Source organism: Mycobacterium sherrisii (assembly GCF_002102355.1).
GTDB classification, from domain to species: Bacteria; Actinomycetota; Actinomycetes; order Mycobacteriales; family Mycobacteriaceae; genus Mycobacterium; species Mycobacterium sherrisii.
Genome location: NZ_LQPT01000042.1, coordinates 1 through 24840, shown reverse-complemented (window position 1 = coordinate 24840; position 24840 = coordinate 1). Strand labels below are relative to the sequence as shown.

Below are 24840 nucleotides of genomic sequence, written 5' to 3'. Positions count from 1 at the left end.
GGGGTGGCTGGTGGGGGCAGGGGCACGGCCGGGCTGGCGGTGGGGCTCGATTCCGGTGCCCGCGAGTTGCTCAGCGCGAGCAGCATTTCCGCGGTGTGCCGGGACAGCTGCCAGCCACCCTGGAAGGGCGCGAACTCCATCGGGAAGGTGAACACGCCGTTGTTTCCCTTGGCGGTGTTGACGGTGACGGTGGCGACGACGTTGGCGGGGTTCTTGTCCGACCACGCAACGTTGTTCGCCACGAACGACATCGGCAGGTATCCGTTGTCCCGCAGTGCGTTGATGAACTTGTCCAGCGTGGCCGGGGTTCCCGGGGTCGCGCCCTCGATGAGGTCCACCTTGTTAACGGCTGGAATATTCGGGTCGACAAGGCGGTTCAATACCCCTACCAACGCCTCGGGGACGGGCAGGGGAGCAGTCGGAGGAGCGGTGACGATCAACGGAGTGGACGTGGGCAACGCTGTCGCGGAGCTACTCGACGGCAGCACCTTCGGTTCGCTGTGTGCGCACGACGCGAGTCCGAGGGCCGCCGCGGCGGCGGCGGTGCTCAGGGTTAACGACAGGTGTCGAGGCATCCACTCGGGTCGGCCGGGCTATTCGGCCATGCCTGATTCTGGGAGGGCGACCGAAGTTGCGGGCGCTACTGGTGCAATGGAAGTCACAGTTGGAAACATGGTGTTGATGACCGCAACTTCGGCGATGCCTGTGGCGAGGCCTTTTGCGGTCACGGGGTGTCCTCTCGGTGGTCCCGAATCGACGCTGAGGTTACCAGCGGGAGCAATGACGCAACTTTTCACGGCATTTGACTACGCGCATGAACGGCCGATGGCCGGTAGCGTTGGAGTATCCACCGCATCAATTCGGGGCGGGAAAGGAGCGCAAGATGGGTGACTCAGAGCGTTCTGAAGCATTCGGTATCAATCGTGAAACCGGCATGTCCAGCGAGGATGCGGCCGAGTTGGAACAGTTGCGTCGCGAGGCGGCGGTACTGCGCGAACAACTCGAACAGGCCACCGAATCGCAGGGCGGCGCGCGGTCCGCGCGCGATGTGCATCAACTCGAGGCGCGCATCGACTCGCTTGCCGCCCGCAACTCGAAATTAATGGAAACTCTTAAAGAGGCCCGCCAGCAGCTGCTGGCGCTGCGGGAGGAAGTCGATCGACTCGGTCAGCCGCCGAGTGGCTACGGCGTGCTGCTTTCCGCACACGACGACGAGACGGTCGACGTGTTCACCTCGGGCCGCAAGATGCGGCTGACATGCTCGCCGAACATCGACGTGTCAGCGCTGCGGAAGGGTCAGACCGTCCGCCTCAACGAGGCCCTGACCGTCGTGGAGGCCGGGACCTACGAGTCGGTCGGTGAGATCTCGACACTGCGCGAGGTGCTCAACGACGGCCACCGGGCGCTGGTCGTCGGTCATGCCGACGAGGAGAGAATCGTCTGGCTCGCCGAGCCACTGGTGGCCGAAGATCTGCCGGACGGAGTTCCCGACGCACTCAACGACGACACCAGGCCGCGCAAGTTGCGGCCTGGCGATTCTCTGCTGGTCGACACCAAGGCGGGTTACGCATTCGAGCGCATCCCCAAGGCCGAGGTCGAGGACCTGGTGCTGGAAGAGGTGCCCGACGTCAGCTACGAGGACATCGGTGGCCTGACCCGACAGATCGAGCAGATCCGCGACGCCGTCGAGTTGCCGTTCCTGCACAAGGAGCTGTATCGCGAGTACGCGCTGCGCCCGCCCAAGGGTGTGCTGCTCTACGGTCCGCCCGGCTGCGGTAAGACGCTGATCGCCAAGGCCGTCGCCAACTCGCTGGCCAAGAAGATGGCGGAGGTGCGCGGCGACGACGCCCGCGAGGCCAAGAGCTATTTCCTCAACATCAAGGGCCCCGAGCTGCTGAACAAGTTCGTCGGTGAGACCGAGCGGCACATCCGGCTGATCTTCCAGCGCGCCCGGGAGAAGGCGTCCGAGGGCACCCCGGTGATCGTGTTCTTCGACGAGATGGACTCGATCTTCCGGACCCGTGGCACGGGCGTCTCCTCCGACGTCGAGACCACGGTGGTGCCGCAGCTGCTGAGCGAGATCGACGGTGTCGAGGGCTTGGAGAACGTCATCGTGATCGGCGCCTCCAACCGTGAGGACATGATCGACCCCGCCATTTTGCGGCCCGGACGTCTGGACGTGAAGATCAAGATCGAGCGCCCGGATGCCGAAGCGGCGCAGGACATCTTCTCGAAGTACTTAGTCGAGACGCTGCCAGTGCACGCCGACGACCTGGCCGAGTTCGACGGCGACCGGGGCGCGTGCATCCGGGCGATGATCGAGAAGGTCGTCGAGCGGATGTACGCCGAGATCGACGACAACCGGTTCCTGGAGGTCACCTACGCCAACGGTGACAAGGAAGTCATGTACTTCAAGGACTTCAACTCCGGGGCGATGATCCAGAACGTCGTCGACCGGGCGAAAAAGAACGCGATCAAGTCGGTGCTGGAGACCGGTCAACCCGGACTGCGCATCCAGCACCTGCTCGACTCGATCGTCGACGAGTTCGCCGAGAACGAGGACCTGCCCAACACCACCAACCCGGACGACTGGGCGCGGATCTCGGGCAAGAAGGGCGAGCGGATCGTGTACATCCGCACCCTGGTCACCGGCAAGTCGTCGAGCGCGTCGCGCGCGATCGACACCGAGTCCAACCTCGGCCAGTACCTGTAGGGTCCGCGGCGGGCCCTCGGGCGGGCTTCGCCCACGCCGACACTTAAACCAGGTACACGACACGCCGGTGGGCGTCGCAATGGTTTAAGTCTCGGCGTAATGCGGTCGGGCTCAAGCGAATTCGAACGAGTAGCTGTTGGTCAGCTCGTCCTGCGTGACGCGCGCGGGCCGTGTCGTGGTGTCCACTCGCAGCGTCTCGGTGAGCACCCGCGCCCGATAGCTCCACCCCGCCGGCAGCGACAGCCGATCGCCCAGCCCGGCCAGGTCGGCGCGTGACAGCGTGGGATCGGCGACCTGGCTCCAGGTCTGCATGACCCAGCGCCCGCCGTCGGGATCGATCAGCTCGTAGATCTCCTCGCCGGCGTTGAAGACGAACACGGTGTTGCGGGTGACCTCGTTGACGGTGTACGGCGCCGGGTTCATCGACGACAGCGCCACGGTGGCTTGCTTGATCATCTCGATGCCGCCGAACGTCATCCGCTGCTGCGGACCCTCGGCATGCTTCTCGATCTCGTTCATCAGCCAGTAGCGCGGACCGTTGAGCAGTGCCGCGGCCGCACCGTGCTCGGCGGCGATGGCCGCCGCGTCGAGCTTGGACCACAGCTCTGCCGGGCAGTCGTTGAGTCCGAAGCTGTTGTACACGGTGGCCTGCGGACCGGACTCCCCGACCTCGACGAGAAGCACTTCGCCATAACGTTTTCCGGACAAGTCGGCCATCTGCTCAGTCGCTTTCTGTGGTGTCGTGCTCGTGCGCGAGGTTGCCATGGGAGCCATGGCAGTGGTGGTAACGGTTACGTGCCGTCAACGCGGTGTGCAGGTCGTCGATCAGCGGGTCGAGGAACATGCCCCGGTATTCGTCGTCGTCGACCGCGCGGGCGCTGATGTACATGAACGTCAGCGCGCCGATGAACAGGCAGGTGTGGATCAGCGAATCGGGTGCCGGGAAGGTGAACCCGAACACCGTCGAGGTCATGGTGTCGGTGTGCGTCCATTCCCGGATCAGCGGCGGTGTCAGGATGATCAGGCCCAGGATGAGATACATGGTGGCCCCCACGGCGGCCACCACCAGGATCTCGATCAGTTGCGACACGGCCAGCAGGAACACCACGTTGAGGCTTTCGGCCCGGCTGAGCGGCAAGCCCGGCGACGGATCGGGCATCGCCACAAACGGTGTGCCGGTTAAGTTTTCGCCGCTTTCCGGCGGCGCGGCCGCCGACTTCAGTAGCGGCCGCACGCGTTCGACGGTCTTGGACACGACGAAGGTCCCCGCGATGGCGAGCAGGAAGACAATGGCCGACGTCAGCCGCTGCCCGCTGATGTGCGCGGCCATCAGCCACACGTAGGTGTTGAAGAACACCAACGCGGTCAGCAGGACGATGGGCAGGGCCCGAACCGCCAGCGCGCCGACCGTGGACAGGTGTTCCAGCGTCATCCGCACCGCCCACGCCAGCACTGAGCCGACGCCGCAGCCGGTCAACACCAGCACCAGTCCGACGATGACGGCGTCCCGAGTGAGCTGGATCAAACCGGATTCGATGATCCCGCACGCGACGGCGACGGCCACCGACGCGGTCGCGACGGCCGCGCGGGCACGCCCGCCGGGGATCCGGGACACCAGCCAGCCCAGCAGCGCGGCCAGCGGGATGGCCGCCGCGAGCAGGCCCAGGATCACCCATTGCGAACTCGTCGGTGTGTTCTGGATCAAGACGTCTTTGCCGTCGCTGACGAAATACACACCGAGGAGGCAGGCCTCCACCACGGCCCAAGCCGCCAGCATCGGCGCACACCGCGGCCACAGCCGTCGCCAGCGACCGCGCCGCGTCAGCACCAACGGCAAACCGCGGTCCAGGAACCACTGTTCAGCCGCTTTCCGGCGGGCGCGGGCGGCACGGCGAGTTACGTCCACACCGGGTCACCCTAATGGCGCATCGGCAACCTCCCGGCGGTTTTCGCGCCACGTCAAGGCGGTCCCCAGCGGGGGGACCGCTCGCCGCTCCGCCTAGGCTTGTCGCATGCAACGGATTATCGGGACGGAGGTCGAGTACGGCATTTCGTCGCCGTCCGACCCGACCGCCAACCCGATCCTGACATCGACCCAAGCGGTGCTGGCCTACGCGGCCGCCGCCGGCATCCAGCGCGCCAAGCGCACCCGGTGGGACTACGAGGTGGAATCGCCGCTGCGCGATGCCCGCGGCTTCGACCTGAGCCGCTCGGCCGGGCCGCCGCCGGTGGTCGACGCGGACGAGGTCGGTGCGGCCAACATGATCCTGACCAACGGGGCGCGGCTCTACGTCGACCACGCGCACCCCGAATACTCGGCGCCGGAGTGCACCGATCCGCTGGACGCGGTGATCTGGGACAAGGCCGGGGAACGGGTGATGGAGGCCGCGGCCAGGCACGTGGCCAGCGTGCCGGGCGCCGCCAAGCTGCAGCTATACAAGAACAACGTCGACGGCAAGGGCGCGTCGTACGGGGCGCACGAGAACTACCTGATGTCGCGGCAGACGCCGTTTTCGGCGATCATCGCCGGACTGACCCCATTTTTCGTGTCCCGTCAGGTGGTCACGGGCTCCGGCCGGGTGGGTATCGGCCCGTCCGGTGACGAGCCCGGCTTCCAGCTGTCCCAGCGGTCGGACTACATCGAGGTCGAGGTCGGGCTGGAGACCACGCTCAAGCGCGGCATCATCAACACCCGCGACGAGCCGCACGCCGACGCCGACCGGTACCGGCGGCTGCACGTCATCATCGGCGACGCCAACCTCGCCGAGACGTCGACCTACCTCAAGCTGGGTACCACGGCCCTGGTGCTGGATCTGATCGAAGAAGGCCCGATGCACGGCATCGACCTGTCCGATCTCGCGCTGGCCCGCCCGGTGCACGCGGTGCACGCCATCAGCCGCGACCCGTCGCTGCGGGTGGCGGTGGCACTGGCCGACGGCCGCGAACTGACCGGCCTTGCGCTGCAACGGATCTACCTTGACCGGGTAGCCAAATTGGTCGACGGCCGCGACCCCGATCCGCGCGCCTCACACATCGTCGAAACGTGGGCGCACGTGCTCGACCTGCTCGAGCGCGACCCGATGGAATGCGCGGAGCTGCTGGACTGGCCGGCCAAGCTGCGACTGCTCGACGGTTTCCGGCAGCGGGAGAATCTGAGTTGGTCGGCGCCGCGACTGCACCTCGTGGACCTGCAGTACTCCGATGTCCGGCTGGACAAGGGTCTGTACAACCGGCTGGTGGCGCGCGGCTCGATGAAGCGGCTGGTCACCGAGCAGCAGGTGCTCGACGCCGTCGAGAACCCGCCGACCGACACCCGCGCGTACTTCCGCGGCGAATGCCTGCGCCGGTTCGGGGCCGACATCGCCGCGGCCAGTTGGGACTCGGTGATTTTCGATCTCGGTGGCGATTCCCTGGTGCGCATCCCCACGCTGGAGCCGCTGCGGGGCAGCAAGGCCCACGTCGGGGCGCTGCTGGACTCGGTGGACAGTGCTGTTCAACTGGTGGAACAACTGACCAGCTAAGGCTTGTTAGGCAAAGATCGACGGATGTGACCCGGTAGGGTAGAAAGACCAGCGGGCGTGCTTACCCGGCCGTAAGCAGGGCCCACACGAAGCAGGAGGCGGCGATGGCGCAGGAGCAGACGAAGCGCGGCGGTGGTGGCGACGACGACGATGAGGTCGTTGGCACGACGGCTGCCGGCCAGGAGCGTCGCGAGAAACTGACCGAGGAAACCGACGATCTGCTCGACGAGATTGACGACGTCCTGGAGGAAAACGCGGAGGACTTCGTCCGCGCGTACGTCCAAAAGGGCGGACAGTGACCTGGTCGTTTCCTGATCGTCTGTCCACCAACACGGCTCTCCCCGGATTTTCCGCTGTCAATACCTCGTCGTTCGCCGACCTGTTGCGCCGCGAGGCGCCGGAATTGCTGCCCGCGGTTCTCGGCGGCGGGGCGGCCGGCGGCGAGGGCGCGCACTTGCCGCACGGCACCACGATCGTCGCGCTGAAATACCCCGGCGGTGTCCTGATCGCCGGTGATCGGCGCTCCACCCAGGGCAACATGATCGCCGGTCGCGACGTGAAAAAGGTCTACATCACCGACGACTACACCGCGACGGGCATCGCCGGCACGGCGGCGATCGCCGTCGAATTCGCCCGCCTCTACGCCGTCGAGCTGGAGCACTACGAGAAGCTCGAAGGCGTGCCGCTGACGTTCGCCGGCAAGGTGAACCGGTTGGCGATCATGGTGCGGGGCAACCTGCCCGCCGCCATGCAGGGGCTGGTCGCGCTGCCGCTGTTGGTGGGCTACGACATCCAGGCCGCCGACGCGGAAAGTGCCGGGCGCATCGTGTCGTTCGACGCGGCCGGCGGCTGGAACATCGAGGAGGAGGGCTACCAGTCGGTGGGGTCGGGTTCGATCTTCGCCAAGTCGTCGATGAAGAAGTTGTACGCCCAAGTCAGCGACGTCGATTCCGCGCTGCGGGTGGCCGTGGAGGCGCTCTACGACGCCGCCGACGACGATTCGGCCACGGGCGGGCCGGATCTGGTGCGCGGGATCTTCCCGACGGCGGTCACCATCGGCGCCGAAGGCGCGGTCGAGGTGACCGAGGGGCGCATCGCCGAACTTGCCCGGCAGGTCATCGAAAGCCGCTCGCGCGCCGACACTTTCGGCCCGGATGGCGGTGAGAAGTGAGCTTTCCGTATTTCATCTCGCCCGAACAGGCGATGCGTGAGCGCAGCGAGCTGGCGCGCAAGGGCATTGCGCGGGGCCGCAGCGTGGTGGCGCTGGCCTACTCGGCCGGCGTGCTGTTCGTCGCGGAGAACCCGTCGCGGTCGCTGCAGAAGATCAGCGAACTCTACGACCGGGTGGGTTTCGCCGCGGTCGGCCGGTTCAACGAATTCGACAACCTGCGCCGCGGTGGCATCCAGTTCGCCGACACCCGCGGCTATGCCTACGACCGCCGCGACGTCACCGGCCGCCAACTCGCCAACGTGTACGCGCAGACGCTCGGCACCATTTTCACCGAGCAGGCCAAGCCGTACGAGGTCGAGTTGTGCGTCGCCGAGGTGGCGCACTACGGCGAGACGAAAGCACCTGAGATGTACCGGATCACCTACGACGGGTCGATCGCCGACGAGCCGCACTTCGTCGTGATGGGCGGCACCACCGAACCGATCACGGCCGCGCTCAAGGACTCCTACGCCGAGAACGCCGACCTGCACGACGCCTTGGGCGTCGCGGTCAAGGCGTTGCGCGCCGGTGCGGCGGAATCCTCCAACGGTGACGCCCCCGCGCTGGACGTCGGCAGCCTGGAGGTCGCCATCCTGGACGCCAACCGGCCGCGGCGCGCATTTCAGCGGATCGGCCGGTCCGCGCTGGAAAACCTCCTCCAGGAAACGGATTCCAAAGGCCCCAAGCCGGAGGATTCCGACTCCTAAGTCCTTTTCGGGGCTCGTCTGGCGCCGTTTTCGCGGTCCGTTTTATGCCGTGGGCGCGGCTTGCTCACCTTCCCGTGCGCACAGCAAGTACGCTCAATTGTGTGCAGCGACGAATTATGGGCATCGAGACCGAGTTCGGTGTCACCTGCACATTCCACGGCCATCGCCGGCTGAGCCCGGACGAGGTAGCCCGCTACCTTTTCCGCCGGGTGGTGTCCTGGGGTCGCAGCTCCAACGTCTTCCTGCGTAACGGCGCCCGCCTTTACCTCGACGTCGGCAGTCACCCCGAGTACGCCACCGCCGAGTGCGACAGTCTGGTGCAGCTGGTCACGCACGACCGGGCCGGGGAATGGGTGCTGGAGGACCTACTGGTCGACGCCGAGCAGCGGCTTGCCGACGAGGGCATCGGCGGCGACATCTACCTGTTCAAGAACAACACCGACTCCGCGGGCAACTCATACGGCTGCCACGAGAACTACCTGATCGTGCGGGCCGGTGAGTTCTCCCGGATCTCCGACGTGCTGCTGCCGTTCCTGGTCACCCGCCAGCTGATCTGCGGTGCGGGCAAGGTGCTGCAGACGCCCAAGGCGGCGACGTTCTGCCTGTCCCAACGCGCCGAGCACATCTGGGAAGGCGTTTCGTCGGCCACCACGCGGAGCCGCCCGATCATCAACACCCGCGACGAGCCGCACGCCGACGCCGAGAAGTACCGGCGGCTGCACGTCATCGTCGGCGACTCCAACATGTGCGAGACCACCACCATGCTCAAGGTGGGGACCGCGGCGCTGGTGCTGGAGATGATCGAGGCCGGCGTGCCGTTCCGGGACTTTTCACTGGACAACCCGATCCGCGCCATCCGTGAGGTCAGCCACGACGTCACGGGTCGCCGGCCGGTCCGGCTGGCGGGCGGGCGCCAGGCCAGCGCGCTGGACATCCAGCGCGAGTACTACAGCCGCGCGGTCGAGCACCTGCAGACCCGCGAACCCAATGCGCAGATCGAGCAGGTCGTCGACCTGTGGGGCCGCCAACTCGACGCGGTCGAGAGCCAGGACTTCGCCAAGGTCGACACCGAGATCGACTGGGTGATCAAGCGCCGGCTGTTCCAGCGCTACCAGGACCGCTACAACATGGAGCTGTCCGACCCCAAGATCGCCCAGCTGGACCTGGCGTATCACGACATCAAGCGCGGTCGCGGCGTCTTCGACCTGCTGCAGCGCAAGGGGCTGGCGGCGCGCGTCACCACCGACGAGGACATCGCCGAGGCCGTCGACAACCCGCCGCAGACCACCCGCGCGCGGCTGCGCGGCGAGTTCATCAGCGCCGCTCAGGCCGCTGGCCGCGACTTCACCGTCGACTGGGTGCACCTCAAGCTCAACGACCAGGCGCAGCGCACCGTGCTGTGCAAGGATCCGTTCCGGGCGGTCGACGAACGGGTGAAGCGGCTCATCGCCAGCATGTGACCCGCCCGGCGCCGGTGCACGCGACCGGTGTCGGCCATCTAATCTGGAGCAAATGGCGACCTCGAAAGTCGAACGGCTGGTCAATCTCGTCATCGCCTTGCTGTCCACTCGCGGCTACATCACCGCGGAGAAGATTCGGTCCAGCGTGGCCGGCTACTCGGAAAGCCCTAGCCTCGAGGCGTTTTCCCGAATGTTCGAGCGGGACAAGAACGAACTGCGCGACCTGGGCATCCCGCTGGAGGTCGGTCGGGTATCGGCGATGGACCCCACCGAGGGCTATCGGATCAACCGCGACGCGTACGCGCTGCCGCCGGTCGAGTTGACTCCCGACGAGGCCGCCGCGGTCGCCGTCGCCACCCAACTGTGGGAGTCACCCGAGCTGATCACGGCGACCCAGGGGGCGTTGCTCAAGTTGCGGGCCGCCGGTGTCGACGTCGACCCGCTGGACACCGGGGCCCAGGTGGCGATCGCCTCCCCGGAGGGGATCCCGGGTCTGCGCGGCTCGGAGGAGGTGCTCGGAATCCTGTTGTCCGCCATCGACTCTGGGCAGGCGGTGCAATTCCCGCACCGGCCGTCGCGCACCGAGCCGTACACCACGCGCACGGTCGAGCCGTGGGGCGTGGTCACCGAGAAGGGCCGCTGGTATCTGGTCGGCCACGACCGTGACCGCGACGCCACCCGCACCTTCCGGCTGTCCCGCATCGGCGCCGAAGTCCGGCCGATCGGCCCGGCCGGCGCCGTCACCGTTCCCGACGGTGTCGACCTGCGCAAAATCGTCGGCCAGACGGTCAGCGAAATTGCGGGAACATCCACCGGCGTCCCGGCGCTGGTTTGGGTCGCCGACGGGCGAGCCACCGCGCTGCGCCGGACCGGACGATTCACCGGCGCCCGGCAACTGGGCGGACGCGACGGTGCGGTGATCGAAATCGAGATCGGCTCGCTCGACGGGCTGGCTCGCGAGGTCGCCGGCTACGGCGCCGACGCCGTCGTCCTCGAGCCGCAGTCACTACGCGACGAGGTGGTGGCCCGGCTGCGCGCCCACCAGGAGTGGCGGCCATGACGCCCGTGTCGACGCGCCTCGTCCGGCTGCTCAACATGGTTCCGTATTTCCAGGCCAATCCGCGGATCACCCGCGCCGAGGCCGCGGCCGAGCTGGGCGTGACCACCAAGCAGCTCGAAGAGGACCTCAACCAGCTGTGGATGTGCGGGCTTCCGGGCTACTACCCGGGCGACCTGATCGACTTCGAGTTCTCCGGCGACACCATCGAGGTGACGTTTTCGGCCGGCATCGACCGGCCGTTGAAGCTGACCTCGCCCGAGGCGACCGGCCTGCTGGTCGCGCTGCGGGCGCTGGCGGACATCCCCGGCGTGGTCGACCCGGCGGCGGCGCGCAGCGCGATCGCGAAGATCGCCGCCGCGGCCGGGGCCGCCGAACACGACTCGGCGGGCTCGACCGCGATCGACGAGCCGGCGCCCATCGAGAACCGGGCGGCGGCCACGGTGCGCACCGCGGTCCAGTACCAGCACGCGCTGGCGATCGACTACTACTCCGCCTCGCACGACACTCTTACCAGCCGGATCGTTGACCCTATCCGGGTGTTGTTGATCGGCGGCCACAGCTACCTGGAGGCGTGGTCGCGCGAGGCCGAGGGCGTCCGGCTGTTCCGATTCGACCGCATTGTCGAGGCCACCGAACTGGGTGAACCGTCCGCACCGCCCGAACCGGTCCGCCACGCGCCGCCGGACACGTCGCTGTTCGACGGCGATCCCGCCCTGCCGGCCGCCCTTCTGCGGGTGGCGCCGTCGGCGTCGTGGGTGTTCGAGTATTACCCGATGCGCGATGTCCACGAGTTGCCCGACGGTTCGTGCGAGGCGGTCATGACGTACGCCTCCGAGGAGTGGATGACGCGTCTGGTGCTGGGGTTCGGGGCGGACGTGCGGGTGCTGGAACCGGAGTCGTTGGCGCGGCGGATTCGGGACGCGGCGACGGCGGCGTTGCAGTCCTACCAAGCGGCACCGTCCTGAGCCGGTCCTGCGGCGTCGGCGCGGACACACCGGCAGTTGCCCGCGCTGCGGTAGCATCGGGTGGACGTCTGGAGGTAATCAAAGTGGGCAGTCTTAGTCCGTGGCACTGGGCGATCCTCGCGGTCGTCGTGATCTTGCTGTTCGGTGCCAAGAAACTCCCGGATGCGGCCCGTTCGCTGGGCAAGTCGATGCGCATCTTCAAGTCCGAGATGCGTGAAATGCAGACGGAGAGCAAGTCCGAAGCGCCGTCGATCCAAACCCCCGCGGCGGCCCCCCAGCCCGTGCAGTCGCAGCGGGTCGACCCGTCGCCGACTACCGAGCAGGGGCACACCGAAGCGCGTCCCGCTTAGCCGGGTACTCGGCCTCGTTGACCAATCCGGTGCCCGAGCGCCACTGACCGAACGTCGTGAAAGCATTCAAGACTTCAGCGCGCACCGCTGCCTTGCTGAAGCGTCTCAACCCGCGCAACAGGCGCAGTCGGACCAATCCCGACGCGACGATGTCGCTGGCCGACCACCTCACCGAACTGCGCACCCGGCTACTGATCTCGCTGGGCGCGATCCTGCTCACCACCATCCTGGGCTTCGTCTGGTACGGCCACCCGCTGTTCGGGCTGGAGAGCCTCGGCGAATGGTTGCGCCACCCGTACTGTTCGCTACCACAGTCGGCTCGTGCCGATATCAGCGCCGACGGGCAGTGCCGGCTGCTGGCCACCGCCCCGTTCGACCAGTTCATGCTGCGCCTGAAGGTCGGCATGACGGCCGGCATCGTGTTGGCCTGCCCGGTGTGGTTCTACGAGCTGTGGGCGTTCATCACCCCGGGGCTTTATCAGCGGGAACGCCGCTTCGCCATCGGGTTCGTGATCCCCGCCGCGGTGCTGTTCGTCGGCGGCGCGGTGCTGGCCTACTTCGTGTTGTCCAAGGCGCTGAGCTTCCTGCTGACGGTGGGCAGCGACGTGCAGGTGACCGCGCTGTCCGGTGACCGCTATTTCGGCTTCCTGATCAACCTGCTGGTGGTGTTCGGCGTCAGCTTCGAATTCCCGCTGCTGATCGTCATGCTCAACATGGCGGGCGTGCTGACCTACGAAAAGCTCAAGTCCTGGCGGCGCGGCCTGATTTTCGCGATGTTCGTGTTCGCGGCGATATTCACCCCCGGCTCGGACCCGTTCTCGATGACCGCGCTGGGCGTCGCGTTATCGGTGCTGCAAGAGGTGGCGATCCAGATCGCACGCATTCACGACAAGCGGAAGGCCAAGCGCGAGGCCAAAACCGCGATTCCCGACGACGAAGCCTCCGTCATCGAGCCGGCCGCACCCATCGCCGAACCGGTTTCTGGGCCGGCACCGGAGCCGTCGTTCGCCGCCGGGCAACACGACGACGTCACCTAGATGGCCGCACCCGACGACGGCGTGACCGAGTTGACCGAGTTGCCGCGGTTCACCGGCGAACTGCCGTTCGCGCTCGACGACTTTCAGCTGCGGGCATGCGCGGCGCTGGAGCGCGGGCACGGCGTGCTGGTGTGCGCGCCGACCGGGGCCGGCAAGACGGTGGTCGGCGAATTTGCCGTGCATTTGGCGCTGGCCGGCGGGGGCAAGTGCTTCTACACCACGCCGCTCAAGGCGCTGAGCAACCAGAAACACACCGACCTGACGGCCCGCTATGGCCGGGACCGCATCGGTCTGCTCACCGGGGACATGTCGGTCAATGCCGACGCGCCCGTCGTGGTGATGACCACCGAGGTGCTGCGTAACATGCTTTACGCGGATTCGGCTGCGCTGCAAGGGCTTTCACATGTCGTGATGGACGAGGTGCATTTTCTCGCCGACCGGATGCGGGGGCCGGTGTGGGAAGAGGTGATTCTGCATCTGCCCGACGAGGTGCGGCTGGTCAGCCTGTCGGCGACGGTGAGCAACGCCGAGGAGTTCGGCGGCTGGATCCAGACCGTGCGCGGCGACACGACGGTCGTGGTCGACGAGCACCGCCCGGTGCCGTTGTGGCAGCACGTGCTGGTCGGACGGCGGCTGCTGGACCTGTTCGACTACGAGAACCAGAAACCGGCCGCCGATCGGTCGCCGCGCGTCAACCCCGAGCTGCTGCGCCACATCGCGCATCGCCGCGAGGCCGACCGTATGGGCGACTGGCAGCCCCGCCGCCGTACCACCGGCCGCCCGTCCCGCCCCCGCTTCTACCGACCGCCCGCGCGGCCGGACGTGATCGCGACGCTGGACTCCGAGGGGTTGCTGCCCGCGATCACGTTCGTGTTCTCGCGGGCCGGTTGCGACGCCGCGGTGCAGCAGTGCCTGCGTTCGCCGCTGCGGCTCACCTCCGAGGAGGAGCGTGCGCAGATCGCCGAGGTGATCGAGCACCGATGCGGGGACCTGGCCGAGGCGGACCTCGCGGTGCTCGGCTACTACGAGTGGCGGGAGGGCCTGCTGCGCGGGTTGGCCGCCCACCACGCCGGCATGCTGCCGGCCTTCCGGCACACCGTCGAGGAGCTGTTCACCGCCGGCCTGGTCAAGGCGGTCTTCGCGACCGAGACGCTGGCGCTGGGCATCAACATGCCCGCCCGCACGGTGGTGCTCGAGCGACTGGTCAAGTTCAACGGCGAGGCGCACGTGCCGCTGACACCGGGCGAGTACACGCAACTCACCGGGCGGGCCGGGCGTCGCGGCATCGACATCGAGGGGCACGCGGTGGTGCTGTGGCATCCGGCCGAGGAGACCTCCGAACCGTCGGCCGTGGCCGGGCTGGCGTCCACCCGCACGTTCCAGCTGCGCAGCTCGTTCGCGCCGTCGTACAACATGACGATCAACCTGGTGCAGCACATGGGGCCCGAGCAGGCGCATCAGCTGCTCGAGCAGTCATTCGCGCAGTATCAGGCCGACCGCTCGGTCGTCGGACTGGTCAAGGGCATCGACCGGGGCAAGCGGATTCAAAGCGAGATCGCCGCCGAGTTGGGTGGGGTCGACGCGCCGATCCTGGAATACGCCCGGATGCGTGCCCGGATCACGGAGCTGGAACGCGCCCAGTCCCGCGCGTCGCGCCTGCATCGGCGGCAGGCCGCCAACGCGGCGCTGGCCGGGCTACGCCGCGGCGACATCATCACGATCACGCACGGCCGGCACAGCGGGCTGGCGGTGGTGCTGGAATCGGCCCGCGACGGCGACGACCCCCGGCCGCTGGTGCTCACCGAACACCGTTGGGCGGGCCGCATTTCGTCGGCCGACTATTCCGGCGCGGCCGCGCCGGTCGCCTCGATGTCCTTGCCGAAACGAGTGGAACACCGCCAGCCGAGGGTGCGGCGCGACCTGGCGTCGGCGCTGCGCTCGGCCGTCACCGGCCTCGATGTTCCATCCCGCGGTCGCGGCGCCGATTCCGACGGTGGCTTCCATGATCCGGAGCTGGCGGCCCTGCGTGACGACTTGCGCCGTCACCCCGCCCACGGCAGCCCCGGCGTCGAGGCCCAGGTTCGGGAGGCCGAGCGGTATCTGCGCATCGAACGCGACAACGCGCAATTGGAGAAGAAGGTCGCCGCGGCGACGAACTCGCTGGCCTGCACCTTCGACCGGATCGTCGGATTGCTGACCGAACGCGCATTCATCCAGGGGCCCGCGACGGATCCGCGTGTCACCGACGACGGCCGGCTGCTGGCGCGGATCTACAGCGAGAGCGACCTGCTGGTCGCGGAATGCCTGCGCACCGGCGCGTGGGCGGACCTGAAGCCGGCGGAGCTGGCCGCGGTGGTGTCGGCGGTGCTCTACGAGTCCCGCGGCGGTGACGGCCCCAGCGGTCCCTTTGCGGCGGAGGCACCCACCCCGCGGCTGCGCCAGGCGCTGCTGCAGACGGCGAAGCTGTCGTATGCGCTGCGCGCCGACGAGCAGACGCACCGCATCACCCCGAGCCGCGAGCCCGACGACGGCTTCGTCACCGCCATCTACCGGTGGGCCCGCACCGGCGACCTGGCGGGCTCGCTGGCGGCGGCCGACGTGACGGGCAGCGGGTCGCCGTTGTTGGCGGGGGATTTCGTACGGTGGTGCCGACAGGTGCTCGACCTGTTGGATCAGGTCCGCAATGCCGCGCCCGAAGCGGACCTGCGGGCGACGGCAAAGCGTGCCATCAACGACGTTCGGCGCGGCGTCGTCGCAGTTGACGCCGGGTAGGCTGGGCGCGAGCTACCGTTACAGGGCCAGCACACAAGGCGATTGAGGAGAAACGATGAGCGGACCGCATGGATCGGATCCGGGCCAGCAGTGGCAACCGCCCGGCGAGGGTGGCGATCGCTCCCAGGAACCGACTCAGGTGGGCTCACCCTGGCAACAGCAACCTCCCACCCAGGACGGCACCTGGCAGGCCCCCGCCTACACCCCGCCCGCCGACTACCCGCAATACCAGCCGCCGACCGAGCATGCCTACCAGCAGCCGTACCCGCAGCAGCCGGGACAGTATGGTCAGCCCGGCCAATACGCCCAGCCGGGGTACGGCCAACCCGGCCAGTACCCGCAGCCGGGACAGTATGGTCAGCCCGGTCAGTACGCGCAGCCCGGGCAGTACGGTCAGCCGGGTCAATACGGGCAGTCCGGTCAGTACCCGCAGCAGTACCCGGGCTATGAGCAGCCGAAGAAGAAGCGGTCGGTCGCGCTGATCGGCGGCATCGCCGGGGCGGTCGCGTTTCTTCTGATCGCGGTCGTGCTGGTGCTCGGCTTCTGGGAGCCCGGCTTTTTCGTCACCACCAAGCTGGACATCAACAAGGCGCAAAGCGGCGTGCAACAAGTGCTCAGCGACGAGACCAACGGTTACGGCGCCAAGAACGTCAAGGACGTCAAGTGCAACAACGGCGCCGACCCGACGGTGCAGAAGGGCGCGACGTTCGACTGCAGCGTCAGCATCGACGGGGCGCAGAAGCGGGTGACGGTGACTTTCCAGGACGACAAGGGCACCTACGAGGTCGGTCGGCCCCAGTAACGCCTCAGTGCTGCGGTAGCGAGTCCAGCGCCCGCTGCAGCCGCGCGATCGAGGAGCCCACCCCGAACTCCGTCGCCAGCGTGGCGGTGCGCCGCGGGTCGGCCGCGGTCAGCGGCAATCGGTCGGATCGTGTCGAAAGCGTGACCGGCGCGTCGGTGGCGACATGCACCACCGGGCCGGCCGCCTCGATGTAGTCGGTGGCGCCCAGCAGTTTGGCCCGCAACCCCTTGGCCATCTTGGATTTCGGGTCGCGTGCGGCGGCCAGGATCCGCTCCAGCGATCCGTGCTGGGCCAGCAGGGTGGCGGCCGTCTTCTCGCCGACGCCCGGCACGCCCGGCAGACCATCGGACGGGTCGCCGCGCAACAACGCGAGCTCGGCGTAGGCGGGTCCGGGCCGATCCGGCGGCACCGCGTAGCTTTCCGCCACCTCTGCCGGTCCGTACAGCGTGGCCTTGGCCAGCCCGCGGCCCAGGTAGAGCACCCGCACCGGGACCGGGTCGTCGGTCACCACCTGCAGCAGGTCGCGGTCCCCGCTGACCACGATGACGGGGTCGTCTCGTTCCCTGGCGGCCAGCGTGCCCAGCACGTCGTCGGCCTCGAATCCCTCCGCGCCCGCCGTCGGGATCCCGAAGGCGTCCAGCAGCTGCATGATCATGTCGACCTGCGGGGTGAGGTCATCGGGCACTTCCTCGATGTCGGGTGTGCCTTCGGGTTCCGGTTCGGCGACCCGATGCGCCTTGTACGACGGAATCAGGTCGACCCGGAATTGTGGCCGCCAATCCAGGTCGAGGCAGACCGCCAGTCGTTTCGGGCGCTGTTGGCCGATGACCACGGCCATCGAGTCGAGGAATCCGCGGACGGCGTTGACCGGTCGGCCGTCCGGAGCGGTGATCGACGACGGCACCCCGAAGTAGGAGCGAAACCACATGCTGGCGCCGTCGAGCAGCAGCAGAGGTGCAGGCATGCGGCTTATCTTTTCACGCTGTCCAACGTCGACTTGTTGTCGCCCATCCGGCAAAAACACCACATCAACTCGACGTTCGGCTGGTGCGGTTAGCCTGGCTGCCATGGACTCTCACCGATTCGGCGCCGAGGTCTATGCCCGTCGCCTGGCCGCGGCCGCCGAGGCGACCGCCAAGACCGGACTTGACGGCCTGGTGATCACCCCGGGATGCGACCTGCGCTACCTCAGCGGCTCACGCGCGCAGACCTTCGAGCGGCTGACCGCGCTAGTAGTGCCGGCCGCCGGTGATCCGACCGTTGTGGTGCCGCGGCTGGAACTGGCTTCGCTGAAGGGATCGGCGATCGCGGAACTGGGCGTGGCAGTGCGCGATTGGGTCGACGGCGACGATCCCTATCAGCTGGTGCTTGCCGCGTTGGGCGGTGCCCCCGCGGCGACAGCCGTCACCGATTCGATGCCGGCGCTGCACCTGTTGCCGTTGGCGGGGGCTTTTGGCGTGACGCCGGTGTTGGCCACGGACATCCTGCGCACGCTGCGGATGGTCAAGGAGGAGTGCGAGATCGACGCACTGCGCAAGGCCGGTTCGGCCATCGACCGCGTGCATGCCCGGGTGCCAGAGTTCCTGGTCCCGGGTCGCACCGAGGCCGACGTCGCCGCCGATATCGCCGAAGCCATTGTCGCCGAGGGCCATTCGGAAGTGTCGTTCATCATCGTCGGCTCCGGCCCGCATGGGGCGGACCCGCACCACAGCTATTCGGATCGCGAACTGCGGCCCGGCGACATCGTCGTGGTCGACATCGGGGGAGCCTACGAGCCCGGATACCATTCCGACTCGACGCGCACCTACAGCCTGGGGGAACCTTCTGCCGATGTGGCACAACAGTATTCGCTGCTGCAGAAGGCCCAACAGGCGGCTCTTGAGGCGGTTCGTCCGGGGGTGACCGCCGAGCAGGTCGACGCCGCAGCGCGCGACGTGCTGGCCTCAGCCGGGCTCGCGGAGTTTTTCGTACATCGCACCGGACACGGCATCGGACTCTCGGTGCACGAAGAGCCCTACATCGTCAGCGGCAACGATCTGGCGTTGACCGCCGGCATGTCCTTCTCGATCGAGCCCGGCATCTATTTCCCGGGCCGCTGGGGTGCCCGCATCGAAGACATCGTCGTCGTCACCGAGGACGGCGCGTTGCCGGTCAACAACCGTCCGCACGAGCTTGTCGTGGTGCCGGTGGACTGAGCGTCGTCAGTCCTGCCGGACTTCGCTGCCGATATCGACCGGCACGATGGTTCCGTCGGTGCGGTGATCGCTGGTGTCGCGGCATTCTCCATTGACGTCGACGCGCGCGTGGCTGTTGAGTTCGACCCCGGCCGGTGGGCTGGGCGCCACGGTCAGGATGACGTTGATGTTGTCCTTGCGCAGCGTCGGCGCGTGGGATTTGAAGTCGGAATCGGTGCGCCAGCCGCCCGCTCCGAGCGCCGTGATCACCGCCTCGGCGTCGGCCGGTTGGTTGTGCGGAACGCCGGGCAGCCAGAACGCCACCTTCGCGACGCCCCGAAAAGGCGGCGCTCCCTGGTCGTTACATGATTCGTAGCTGAACGTCGCTTCGGTTACCTGGGCATGCAACGTGCTGACGATGCCGCGGGCGGCGTCGACGGCCTGGGCCCGGGCCTGTTCGGGGGAGATCGGATTACGCACGGCGTCAACGCATCCCGCGAGCGTGGCGCTGGCTGTCAGTGCGACGGCGATCTTGGCTGCTCTGGTCCACACGCGTCACTTCCTTCGTGGTCTTTCTGGGGTCAACGCGTCGGCACACTGTGCGTATGGCCGGTGGTCGCCGCGCGGAACGCCTCGGGATCAAACCAGTCACCCAATCCGTATTCGCCGCGGTGGCGTGCGGTCATGCCGTCGCGTTGCAGCGCGTCACCGTGACCGGAGAGCACGTCGGCGATGCTGAACAGCGACTCCGACCCAGTGTCGAAGTAGTGGGAGTGGTCGTAGATGGGATTGACGGTATATCCAGGAACTTCGGCCTTGAACCGGGTGGAGCCGTAGCCGTCGGTCGAGGGATCTGCGCCGAGCCCGCCCAGCGGCGGACCGAGCAGACCCGGTCCGGTCGCGCGATTGGGAGACCAGGTCACCGCGTCGCCGGATGCGGCGCCGACATAAAGATGCCCGCCGGGCGGCAGGTGGAAATCGGCTGCCGAGCGCGCCAAATCAGTTCCCGGCGAACCGACCAGCACCACATCGTTGGCGCGCATGCCGAAGGCGGCGGCCGCGTCGGCGACGGTGGTGGATCCGTAGGAGTGGCCTACCACTGTCATGTGGGTGGGCGCGCCCTCGTGAGTGATTGCCAAGGCGTTGACCTCCGATGCGAGCAGTCGCCCGCCGGTGCGTGCCATGTTCGGTTCGTAGAGTCCGGGGTCGGTGACGGTGTCCGGGGCGTCGTAGCCTATCCACAGCACCACCGAGGTTGGCCTGCCCTGCGCGGCGCGTGCCGTTTCGTCGTAGAGTCTCTGGCCGTCGGGGTTGGCCAACGTGCCCTGCAACATCCCGCTTCCCAAACCCTTCACCAGCACTGCGGTGTGGGCGGCCGTGTCGGGATTGCCCATCGCGATGGCTCCGGCGCCCTCACCGTCGAATGCCTCGGGTTCGTATCTGATCAGAAATATTTCGGGGCGCCTGTTCCACGGGTCTACGGACTCGCCGGCCTTGGCCAAGCCGTCCTGGCTTCGGCGCGCGTTGATGTAGCGGGTGATTGCGGTGGGGGACAACCCGTACTCGCCCGGGGCGTTGAGCACCGCTTCGACGGAAACACCTCGCCGGCGCGCCAGATCCTGCACTCGATGCAGGTCGTCGTTGAGCACGGCGGTGTTGACCCGGCTGCGGTCGGCGACGGGAATTCCGTTGAGGTTGCCTAGCTCTCGGGGATGTTGGACCACCAACTGATCTTGCTGCTGCCTGGTGAGCGTGTTCCACCACCGGTTGGCGTCCTCGGCGTTTGTCCCGGGCGGCGGCAGCGATACCGGATCCCCCAATTTGGCCGGTGGTTGTTGAACGGCGGCGCCGTCGTATCCGTCGGTGCGCAGGGTCGTCAGCGACTTCTGCAGGTAGTCAGCGTAGCCGCTACGCACCGATTGGATTTGCGCCAGTGTTGATTTCGTGTCGTCGATCGCTTGCTGTTCGAGCAGGCTGATGAGCGAATCAAGCGCGGAACGGTCCGCGGCGGCAAGGGCCGCGTATGACTCCAGCCGGAGTGCTTGGGCGAGTTGATCATCGGTCTGCCCTAGCTGGCCCTGCAGCGTCTGGATCAGCGTTGTGCTGGTCTGTTGAGCTGCCGCCAACGCAGCAGCGATGTTCTCCAGGTCGACGCCAATCTTGCTCAGTTGCACGGAATGTGCGCCGAGTGACTGGGCGGTGCGTTGGACCTCGGCGGCGTCGTTGATCGGGTTGCCGCCATTTTGGCGGTTCCACGATGCCTCGAAGCGCCTGCGCGCTTCGTCGAATGCCGTGCTGGACTCGGTGGTACATGCGCCGGCGCTGTAGAACGTTTCCGCGAGCCCGGAAATGGTTGCAGGGCTGCCGCTTTGGAGGCTGCTGTTGACCGACCAGGGATCACCACCGGCCTCGGCGACCAGTTGCGGAATGCTTATGTAGCGGAGTTGCATCGCACGGCCCGCAGTTCCGCGGTGTTGTGCTCCTCCATGTCGGTGAACTCGGTGGCGGCCCGATGGGCCTTGCCGCCGATCGACGTCAGTGCTTCTCCGTGTGATTGCAGGCCGCTCACGTGCTGAGCGTGGGCCACGGTTACGGCCTCGTGGAATGCTTCAGCGGCGGCGAAGCCACCGAACATTCCCGACATCAGTGGACCTCGCGAGAGCCGATCGGCCGCGTCTTGGGCATGTCCACCCGCGCGGTGAGATTGGTTTCCCCCCGAGTGCAGTAATTCAGTGTTGACGAACACCGGCACCCCTTCCGAGCTGGCCAAAAGATTACTAGCGGGGCCGTGCCCGTCAATTCACCTTGTGAGTTGTTGCGCTGCAGGCCTGGAACCAGGCGAGGTGATAGGTGGCGGAAGCCTTGTCACCGGCGATGAGGGCGTCGATTGCGGCGAGCAGCTGCCAGTTGCCGACCTCGTGGGCATCGACGCGATCCGGGTAGCTCTCCAGCACGCGGGTGCTGACCTCACGCAGATGGGTGTGCAGCAGGTCGACCTCTTTGTCCAGCACTCCGGTGCCGCCGGTGGCGGCTTTGGCGAGTGTGTGCGCCAGCCGCGGTAAGCCATCGCGCCACTGGGTGGCTTGATTGAGTTCCCAGCCCAGTTCGTCGATCTCGGGTACCTGGCGGGGCCGTGTCGAGGTGCGGACCGGTTCATCCTCGTCGGGGACATGGTGGATTGGGGTGTAGCCAGCGGCCATGGTGACTTCGCCGAGCAGCGTTTCGATATCGCCGCGGCGACGTTCGGGGGGCAACAGTGTGACCGCAGCAGGGAGCTGGATGCCAGGTGGGATCCAGCCGCTTGCGAGATCGGTTGTCAGCACAGTGGTTTCGTCCGGCCGATCGCCCGCTGCCCAGCCCAGTCTGGGTTGTTGGCGCGCGACCGAGAAGACGAGGCGCTGCAGGCGGGCCTGCGCGGTCGCGTTGGCCGATGCGGCGCCGGCGACCGCTCCGGTGGCGGTGGCCGCGACGGCCTGAATTCCCAGACCCGACGGCGACGCGGGTGGTGCGGGCGGCGGCGTCGAACGGACGACCGTTGGCCCGGCCGGGGAGCTTTGGCCCGCTGAGGGATGCACCGGCGCGGAACTTGCCATGGCCGACGAGGGTGGGGGTGGGAGGGTGACCGGCGGCGAGGCCGCGGTAACGGTCGGTCGAATGTCGGAGGCGTAGGCCGGCAGTGGACCTGCCGGTGCCGGTGGAGCCGGGGCAGCGGGGGCGGATGGTCCCGCTACGACCTGCGGTGCCGGGGTCGCGTCCGGGGGTGCCGCGTGCGCGACCGGCGGTGCCTCGTAGGTCGGCGCGTTGCCTTGTATAGGACCCGCGCCCGCGCTCGGAGTAGTCGCGACCGCCTGGCCGTCTGTTGCGAGCGGATGCGGCGGCATCGGGCTCGCAGTTGCCGAAATCGGTGTTCCCGCTTGCATTCCCTTGTCGAAGCTGTGCGCCAAGTCGGCCGGCGTCACCGGCTGGACCGGGCTCGCAGGGGCGGTAGCGGCGCCGGTAGGGGCGGTAGGCGCGCCGGTTGGGGCCGTCGCGCCGGCCACTTGTGGTGCATTGGGCAGACATACGGACATCCCTCCAGTTGCCGGTCGTGCCGGACCGGAAGCAGCCACCGTCGTCGCGGATACGCCAGGAGGGTGCGCCGAAGGTGCGGATGTCCCACGAATCCCTGGCGACGTTGGTCCACCAGATGCAGCGACCTGGCCCGATGCTGCAGATCCGCTCGCGAAGCCGGATGAGGAGGTTTGGCCTGGATTCGATGTACTACGTCCTAGAGCACCGACTTGTGACGGCTCAAGACCCGGGTTGAGGGATGTCGGATGGTGGAAGTAAGCAGGCGATGCGCCTCGTCCTGCTTCGCCGAGTTGTGGCGGCGCAGAGCCAGAGGCATCCGTCGGCACGGGGCCGCGGTTCGGACTTGGAGCTCCCGAACTGGATGCTGGTGCGCCTGATTTGCCTAGCAAACGTCGCACCTGACCCTCGACGTCCTTTTGTTCATCTCGCTGATTGAACATCTGGCTGGCATCGACCCCGTGGGATTGCGCGAATTTCCGCGCTGACTGCCCAGGGCCATCGCAGTTAAGTATTTTCTGCATTGCATCAAGAACGTTGCCGCTGTACTTGGCTGCGATCAAATTCGACAACGCTTGGTATTGATGAATCTGAGCGACGATCTGCATCACCTTAACTTCCAGAAGCTCCTCAGAGCTTTGGATGTCAATGATCCGTTGGTTACCCTCTTCGGCCAGATTAGTCAGATCGTTCTGGAGACTAACGATGCTGTCGTACGCTATGGCATATGCGTCTTGCTTAATGCCGTTCTTCTCGGCAACTTGGCGTGCGTGGTTCTCGCCTTGAGTGAAGGCGTCGCGAAGATCATGCGCCGTAAAGCCATGCTGATCGGCGAGAGGACCGGATCGAGCGTTGCGCAGCGTGTCGGCGAAACTAGTAAACCTAAATTTTATTTGCCCGCGGTTTGTCCTGCTGTCCGACAGAACCATCAAATCCTGGTAGGGCGGCCATTGATGGCCTACGAGCAAGAATGACCACTCACCGGAAGGAAAAGGACTCATTGGCACAGGCTATAGACTCTGGTGCCGGCACTGCTCACGGCGTCGCGAGATGACTGCTGTTCGGATTCTGGTGCATCAGATAGATAGTCGAGGGCTAATTTTTGGTACGAATCGACAAGAGTACGTACTGCCTTTATCAGTTCAGGCGGGGCTGCTGGTTCTTGGACGAGAGCCTTTGAAAGATAGTCTCCGCCGTTGTACAAGGCGGCTCGTGCATTGGCAGCTACGGCAAGCGTTGCGGTGGGGTCCTCTCCCGCACTGCGACTCGTATTGGTGACTACGGCCTTGCGCACTTGTTCGTAGGTTGAGCAGACCTTCGCTTTAGCTTTGGCGATCTGTTCGGCGCTATAGGGCTGAGGCTCAGGGGCGGCAGGTGGGACAGGCCGAAACCACCCGACGATCGCTACGCCCAAGGTCACTAACAATGCTACGAACAGCAGCGCAAGCGATGGCCGGAACCGCTTAGGTGCGGGTGTTCTCGGCGGTGGGCCAGGCGCAAAGAACGGCGGCGGTGACATCTCCGACACACGTCGATCGTATCTCGTATTCGTCATCAGGCTAGTCACCCGCGGCTCGACGCTGTGTCCAATCACTCAGGCAGGACTCCCCCTTGAACTCGGTGAGATTAGTGCTGGAACCGCATCACACCCTTTGGTATACCGGAGATGATCTCGCTGACAACGTTTTTGGAGAACCTGCCCCGGTTCATCAGGCCTAAGGATGCATTCAAAAGTTATTGGCTGTGCCGCGCAGGTAGTCGGAACAGAAGCCATTTGTACACTGCTCGCGTGATCGTGAAATCAGAGTCCTTGTCGCCGGATTATCGGATCTGCATTGTTGCTGCCGTAGCGCGGGCTCCACAGACAGAGTGGTAGTCTGCGCACGCCTTCGACATAGCGTCAGTAATCTGTTGGCTGCTAAAGGTGAGAGGGACCCGTTTGGTGGTCCAGTCGCTATGCGGCTTGGGGTTGGTGGGTCGTGGTCCACTGTAGAGCGAACT

At 66.8% G+C, this 24840-nt stretch carries 22 protein-coding genes; 14 read left to right on the top strand and 8 right to left on the bottom strand.

What is annotated here, in order from left to right:
• Nucleotides 1–575 (bottom strand): lipoprotein LppK (gene lppK, locus AWC25_RS08255; RefSeq protein ID WP_085166606.1); only part of this gene is annotated, 575 nt, incomplete at its 3' end.
• 308 nt (nt 576–883) lie between these two features.
• Here lppK and arc point away from each other — a divergent pair.
• Nucleotides 884–2713 carry a proteasome ATPase gene (gene arc / locus AWC25_RS08250; RefSeq protein ID WP_069400470.1) on the top strand — a complete coding sequence of 610 codons (1830 nt, stop codon included), beginning with the start codon at nt 884–886 and terminating at the stop codon, nt 2711–2713.
• 111 nt (nt 2714–2824) lie between these two features.
• On the opposite strand, the gene AWC25_RS08245 is transcribed toward arc, so the two are convergent.
• Both AWC25_RS08245 and AWC25_RS08240 read right to left on the bottom strand, forming a co-directional pair.
• The gene (locus AWC25_RS08245; RefSeq protein WP_085166602.1) at nt 2825–3430 is read right to left on the bottom strand and encodes a hypothetical protein; all 606 of its coding nucleotides are present in this window, start codon (nt 3428–3430) and stop codon (nt 2825–2827) included.
• 4 nt (nt 3431–3434) lie between these two features.
• Entirely contained in the window at nt 3435–4619 is a 1185-nt protein-coding gene (locus tag AWC25_RS08240; RefSeq protein ID WP_069400393.1) for a hypothetical protein, read from the bottom strand.
• Nucleotides 4620–4725: 106 nt separating this feature from the next.
• Between AWC25_RS08240 and dop the strand changes: the two genes are divergently transcribed.
• From dop to AWC25_RS08185, 11 genes are all read left to right on the top strand, one after another.
• Complete coding sequence (gene dop / locus AWC25_RS08235) at nt 4726–6234, top strand: pup deamidase/depupylase (RefSeq protein ID WP_069400392.1); 1509 nt, start codon at nt 4726–4728, stop codon at nt 6232–6234.
• Nucleotides 6235–6338: 104 nt separating this feature from the next.
• On the top strand, nt 6339–6533 hold the full coding sequence (locus AWC25_RS08230; protein WP_044511923.1) for a ubiquitin-like protein Pup: 195 nt from the start codon (nt 6339–6341) through the stop codon (nt 6531–6533).
• The gene (gene prcB / locus AWC25_RS08225) at nt 6530–7405 is read left to right on the top strand and encodes a proteasome subunit beta (RefSeq protein ID WP_069400391.1); all 876 of its coding nucleotides are present in this window, start codon (nt 6530–6532) and stop codon (nt 7403–7405) included. The genes AWC25_RS08230 and prcB overlap by 4 nt, the downstream gene beginning before the upstream one ends.
• Nucleotides 7402–8151, top strand: coding sequence for a proteasome subunit alpha (prcA, locus tag AWC25_RS08220; protein WP_085166601.1), 750 nt, complete (start codon nt 7402–7404; stop codon nt 8149–8151). The genes prcB and prcA overlap by 4 nt, the downstream gene beginning before the upstream one ends.
• 101 nt (nt 8152–8252) lie before the next feature.
• Nucleotides 8253–9611 (top strand): Pup--protein ligase, encoded by a 1359-nt coding sequence (gene pafA, locus AWC25_RS08215; RefSeq protein ID WP_139813421.1) that lies wholly within the window; start codon nt 8253–8255, stop codon nt 9609–9611.
• A 52-nt stretch (nt 9612–9663) separates the two neighbouring features.
• Nucleotides 9664–10671, top strand: coding sequence for a helix-turn-helix transcriptional regulator (locus AWC25_RS08210; RefSeq protein WP_069400389.1), 1008 nt, complete (start codon nt 9664–9666; stop codon nt 10669–10671).
• Nucleotides 10668–11636 (top strand): helix-turn-helix transcriptional regulator, encoded by a 969-nt coding sequence (locus AWC25_RS08205; RefSeq protein WP_069400469.1) that lies wholly within the window; start codon nt 10668–10670, stop codon nt 11634–11636. Before AWC25_RS08210 ends, AWC25_RS08205 begins: the two co-directional genes overlap by 4 nt.
• Nucleotides 11637–11719: 83 nt before the next feature.
• On the top strand, nt 11720–11986 hold the full coding sequence (gene tatA / locus AWC25_RS08200) for a Sec-independent protein translocase subunit TatA (protein ID WP_061555961.1): 267 nt from the start codon (nt 11720–11722) through the stop codon (nt 11984–11986).
• A 56-nt stretch (nt 11987–12042) separates the two neighbouring features.
• Nucleotides 12043–13023, top strand: coding sequence for a twin-arginine translocase subunit TatC (gene tatC / locus AWC25_RS08195; protein WP_372513421.1), 981 nt, complete (start codon nt 12043–12045; stop codon nt 13021–13023).
• A 21-nt stretch (nt 13024–13044) separates the two neighbouring features.
• Nucleotides 13045–15795, top strand: a complete 2751-nt coding sequence (locus AWC25_RS08190; RefSeq protein ID WP_085166605.1) for a DEAD/DEAH box helicase — start codon at nt 13045–13047, stop codon at nt 15793–15795.
• A gap of 55 nt (nt 15796–15850) precedes the next feature.
• On the top strand, nt 15851–16597 hold the full coding sequence (locus AWC25_RS08185; RefSeq protein WP_085166600.1) for a DUF4333 domain-containing protein: 747 nt from the start codon (nt 15851–15853) through the stop codon (nt 16595–16597).
• A 4-nt stretch (nt 16598–16601) separates the two neighbouring features.
• Here the strand turns inward: AWC25_RS08185 and AWC25_RS08180 are convergent, their stop codons facing one another.
• Entirely contained in the window at nt 16602–17561 is a 960-nt protein-coding gene (locus tag AWC25_RS08180; RefSeq protein ID WP_085166599.1) for a 5'-3' exonuclease, read from the bottom strand.
• A gap of 103 nt (nt 17562–17664) precedes the next feature.
• Here AWC25_RS08180 and AWC25_RS08175 point away from each other — a divergent pair, with 103 nt between their 5' ends.
• Nucleotides 17665–18792, top strand: coding sequence for a M24 family metallopeptidase (locus AWC25_RS08175; RefSeq protein ID WP_085166598.1), 1128 nt, complete (start codon nt 17665–17667; stop codon nt 18790–18792).
• A 6-nt stretch (nt 18793–18798) separates the two neighbouring features.
• Here the strand turns inward: AWC25_RS08175 and AWC25_RS08170 are convergent, their stop codons facing one another.
• From AWC25_RS08170 to AWC25_RS08155, 4 genes are read right to left on the bottom strand one after another with little or no spacing between them, the layout of a single operon-like run.
• Nucleotides 18799–19323: a hypothetical protein gene (locus tag AWC25_RS08170; protein WP_211281030.1), complete on the bottom strand. Its 525-nt coding sequence runs from the start codon at nt 19321–19323 to the stop codon at nt 18799–18801.
• A 29-nt stretch (nt 19324–19352) separates the two neighbouring features.
• A complete protein-coding gene (locus AWC25_RS08165; RefSeq protein ID WP_085166597.1) occupies nt 19353–21221 on the bottom strand; it encodes a putative alpha/beta hydrolase in 1869 nt (622 codons plus the stop codon).
• On the bottom strand, nt 21203–21517 hold the full coding sequence (locus AWC25_RS08160; protein WP_085166603.1) for a DUF2563 family protein: 315 nt from the start codon (nt 21515–21517) through the stop codon (nt 21203–21205). Before AWC25_RS08160 ends, AWC25_RS08165 begins: the two co-directional genes overlap by 19 nt.
• A 49-nt stretch (nt 21518–21566) precedes the next feature.
• Complete coding sequence (locus AWC25_RS08155; RefSeq protein WP_085166596.1) at nt 21567–22364, bottom strand: DUF5631 domain-containing protein; 798 nt, start codon at nt 22362–22364, stop codon at nt 21567–21569.
• Between the two features lie 1059 nt (nt 22365–23423).
• Between AWC25_RS08155 and AWC25_RS08145 the strand changes: the two genes are divergently transcribed.
• The gene (locus AWC25_RS08145; protein ID WP_085166594.1) at nt 23424–23813 is read left to right on the top strand and encodes a hypothetical protein; all 390 of its coding nucleotides are present in this window, start codon (nt 23424–23426) and stop codon (nt 23811–23813) included.
• The last annotated feature ends 1027 nt before the right edge of the window (nt 23814–24840 follow it).

Bases quoted from the DNA above. Each gene is read 5' to 3' on its own strand.
- AWC25_RS08185 (WP_085166600.1), top strand. From the start codon at position 15,851: ATGAGCGGACCGCATGGATCGGATCCGGGCCAGCAGTGGCAACCGCCC.
- AWC25_RS08175 (WP_085166598.1), top strand. From the start codon at position 17,665: ATGGACTCTCACCGATTCGGCGCCGAGGTCTATGCCCGTCGCCTGGCC.
- AWC25_RS08180 (WP_085166599.1), bottom strand. From the start codon at position 17,561: ATGCCTGCACCTCTGCTGCTGCTCGACGGCGCCAGCATGTGGTTTCGC.
- AWC25_RS08165 (WP_085166597.1), bottom strand. From the start codon at position 21,221: ATGCAACTCCGCTACATAAGCATTCCGCAACTGGTCGCCGAGGCCGGT.
- AWC25_RS08210 (WP_069400389.1), top strand. From the start codon at position 9,664: ATGGCGACCTCGAAAGTCGAACGGCTGGTCAATCTCGTCATCGCCTTG.
- AWC25_RS08155 (WP_085166596.1), bottom strand. From the start codon at position 22,364: ATGGCAAGTTCCGCGCCGGTGCATCCCTCAGCGGGCCAAAGCTCCCCG.
- AWC25_RS08205 (WP_069400469.1), top strand. From the start codon at position 10,668: ATGACGCCCGTGTCGACGCGCCTCGTCCGGCTGCTCAACATGGTTCCG.
- AWC25_RS08145 (WP_085166594.1), top strand. From the start codon at position 23,424: ATGAATCTGAGCGACGATCTGCATCACCTTAACTTCCAGAAGCTCCTC.
- arc (WP_069400470.1), top strand. From the start codon at position 884: ATGGGTGACTCAGAGCGTTCTGAAGCATTCGGTATCAATCGTGAAACC.
- AWC25_RS08230 (WP_044511923.1), top strand. From the start codon at position 6,339: ATGGCGCAGGAGCAGACGAAGCGCGGCGGTGGTGGCGACGACGACGAT.
- AWC25_RS08245 (WP_085166602.1), bottom strand. From the start codon at position 3,430: ATGGCCGACTTGTCCGGAAAACGTTATGGCGAAGTGCTTCTCGTCGAG.
- dop (WP_069400392.1), top strand. From the start codon at position 4,726: ATGCAACGGATTATCGGGACGGAGGTCGAGTACGGCATTTCGTCGCCG.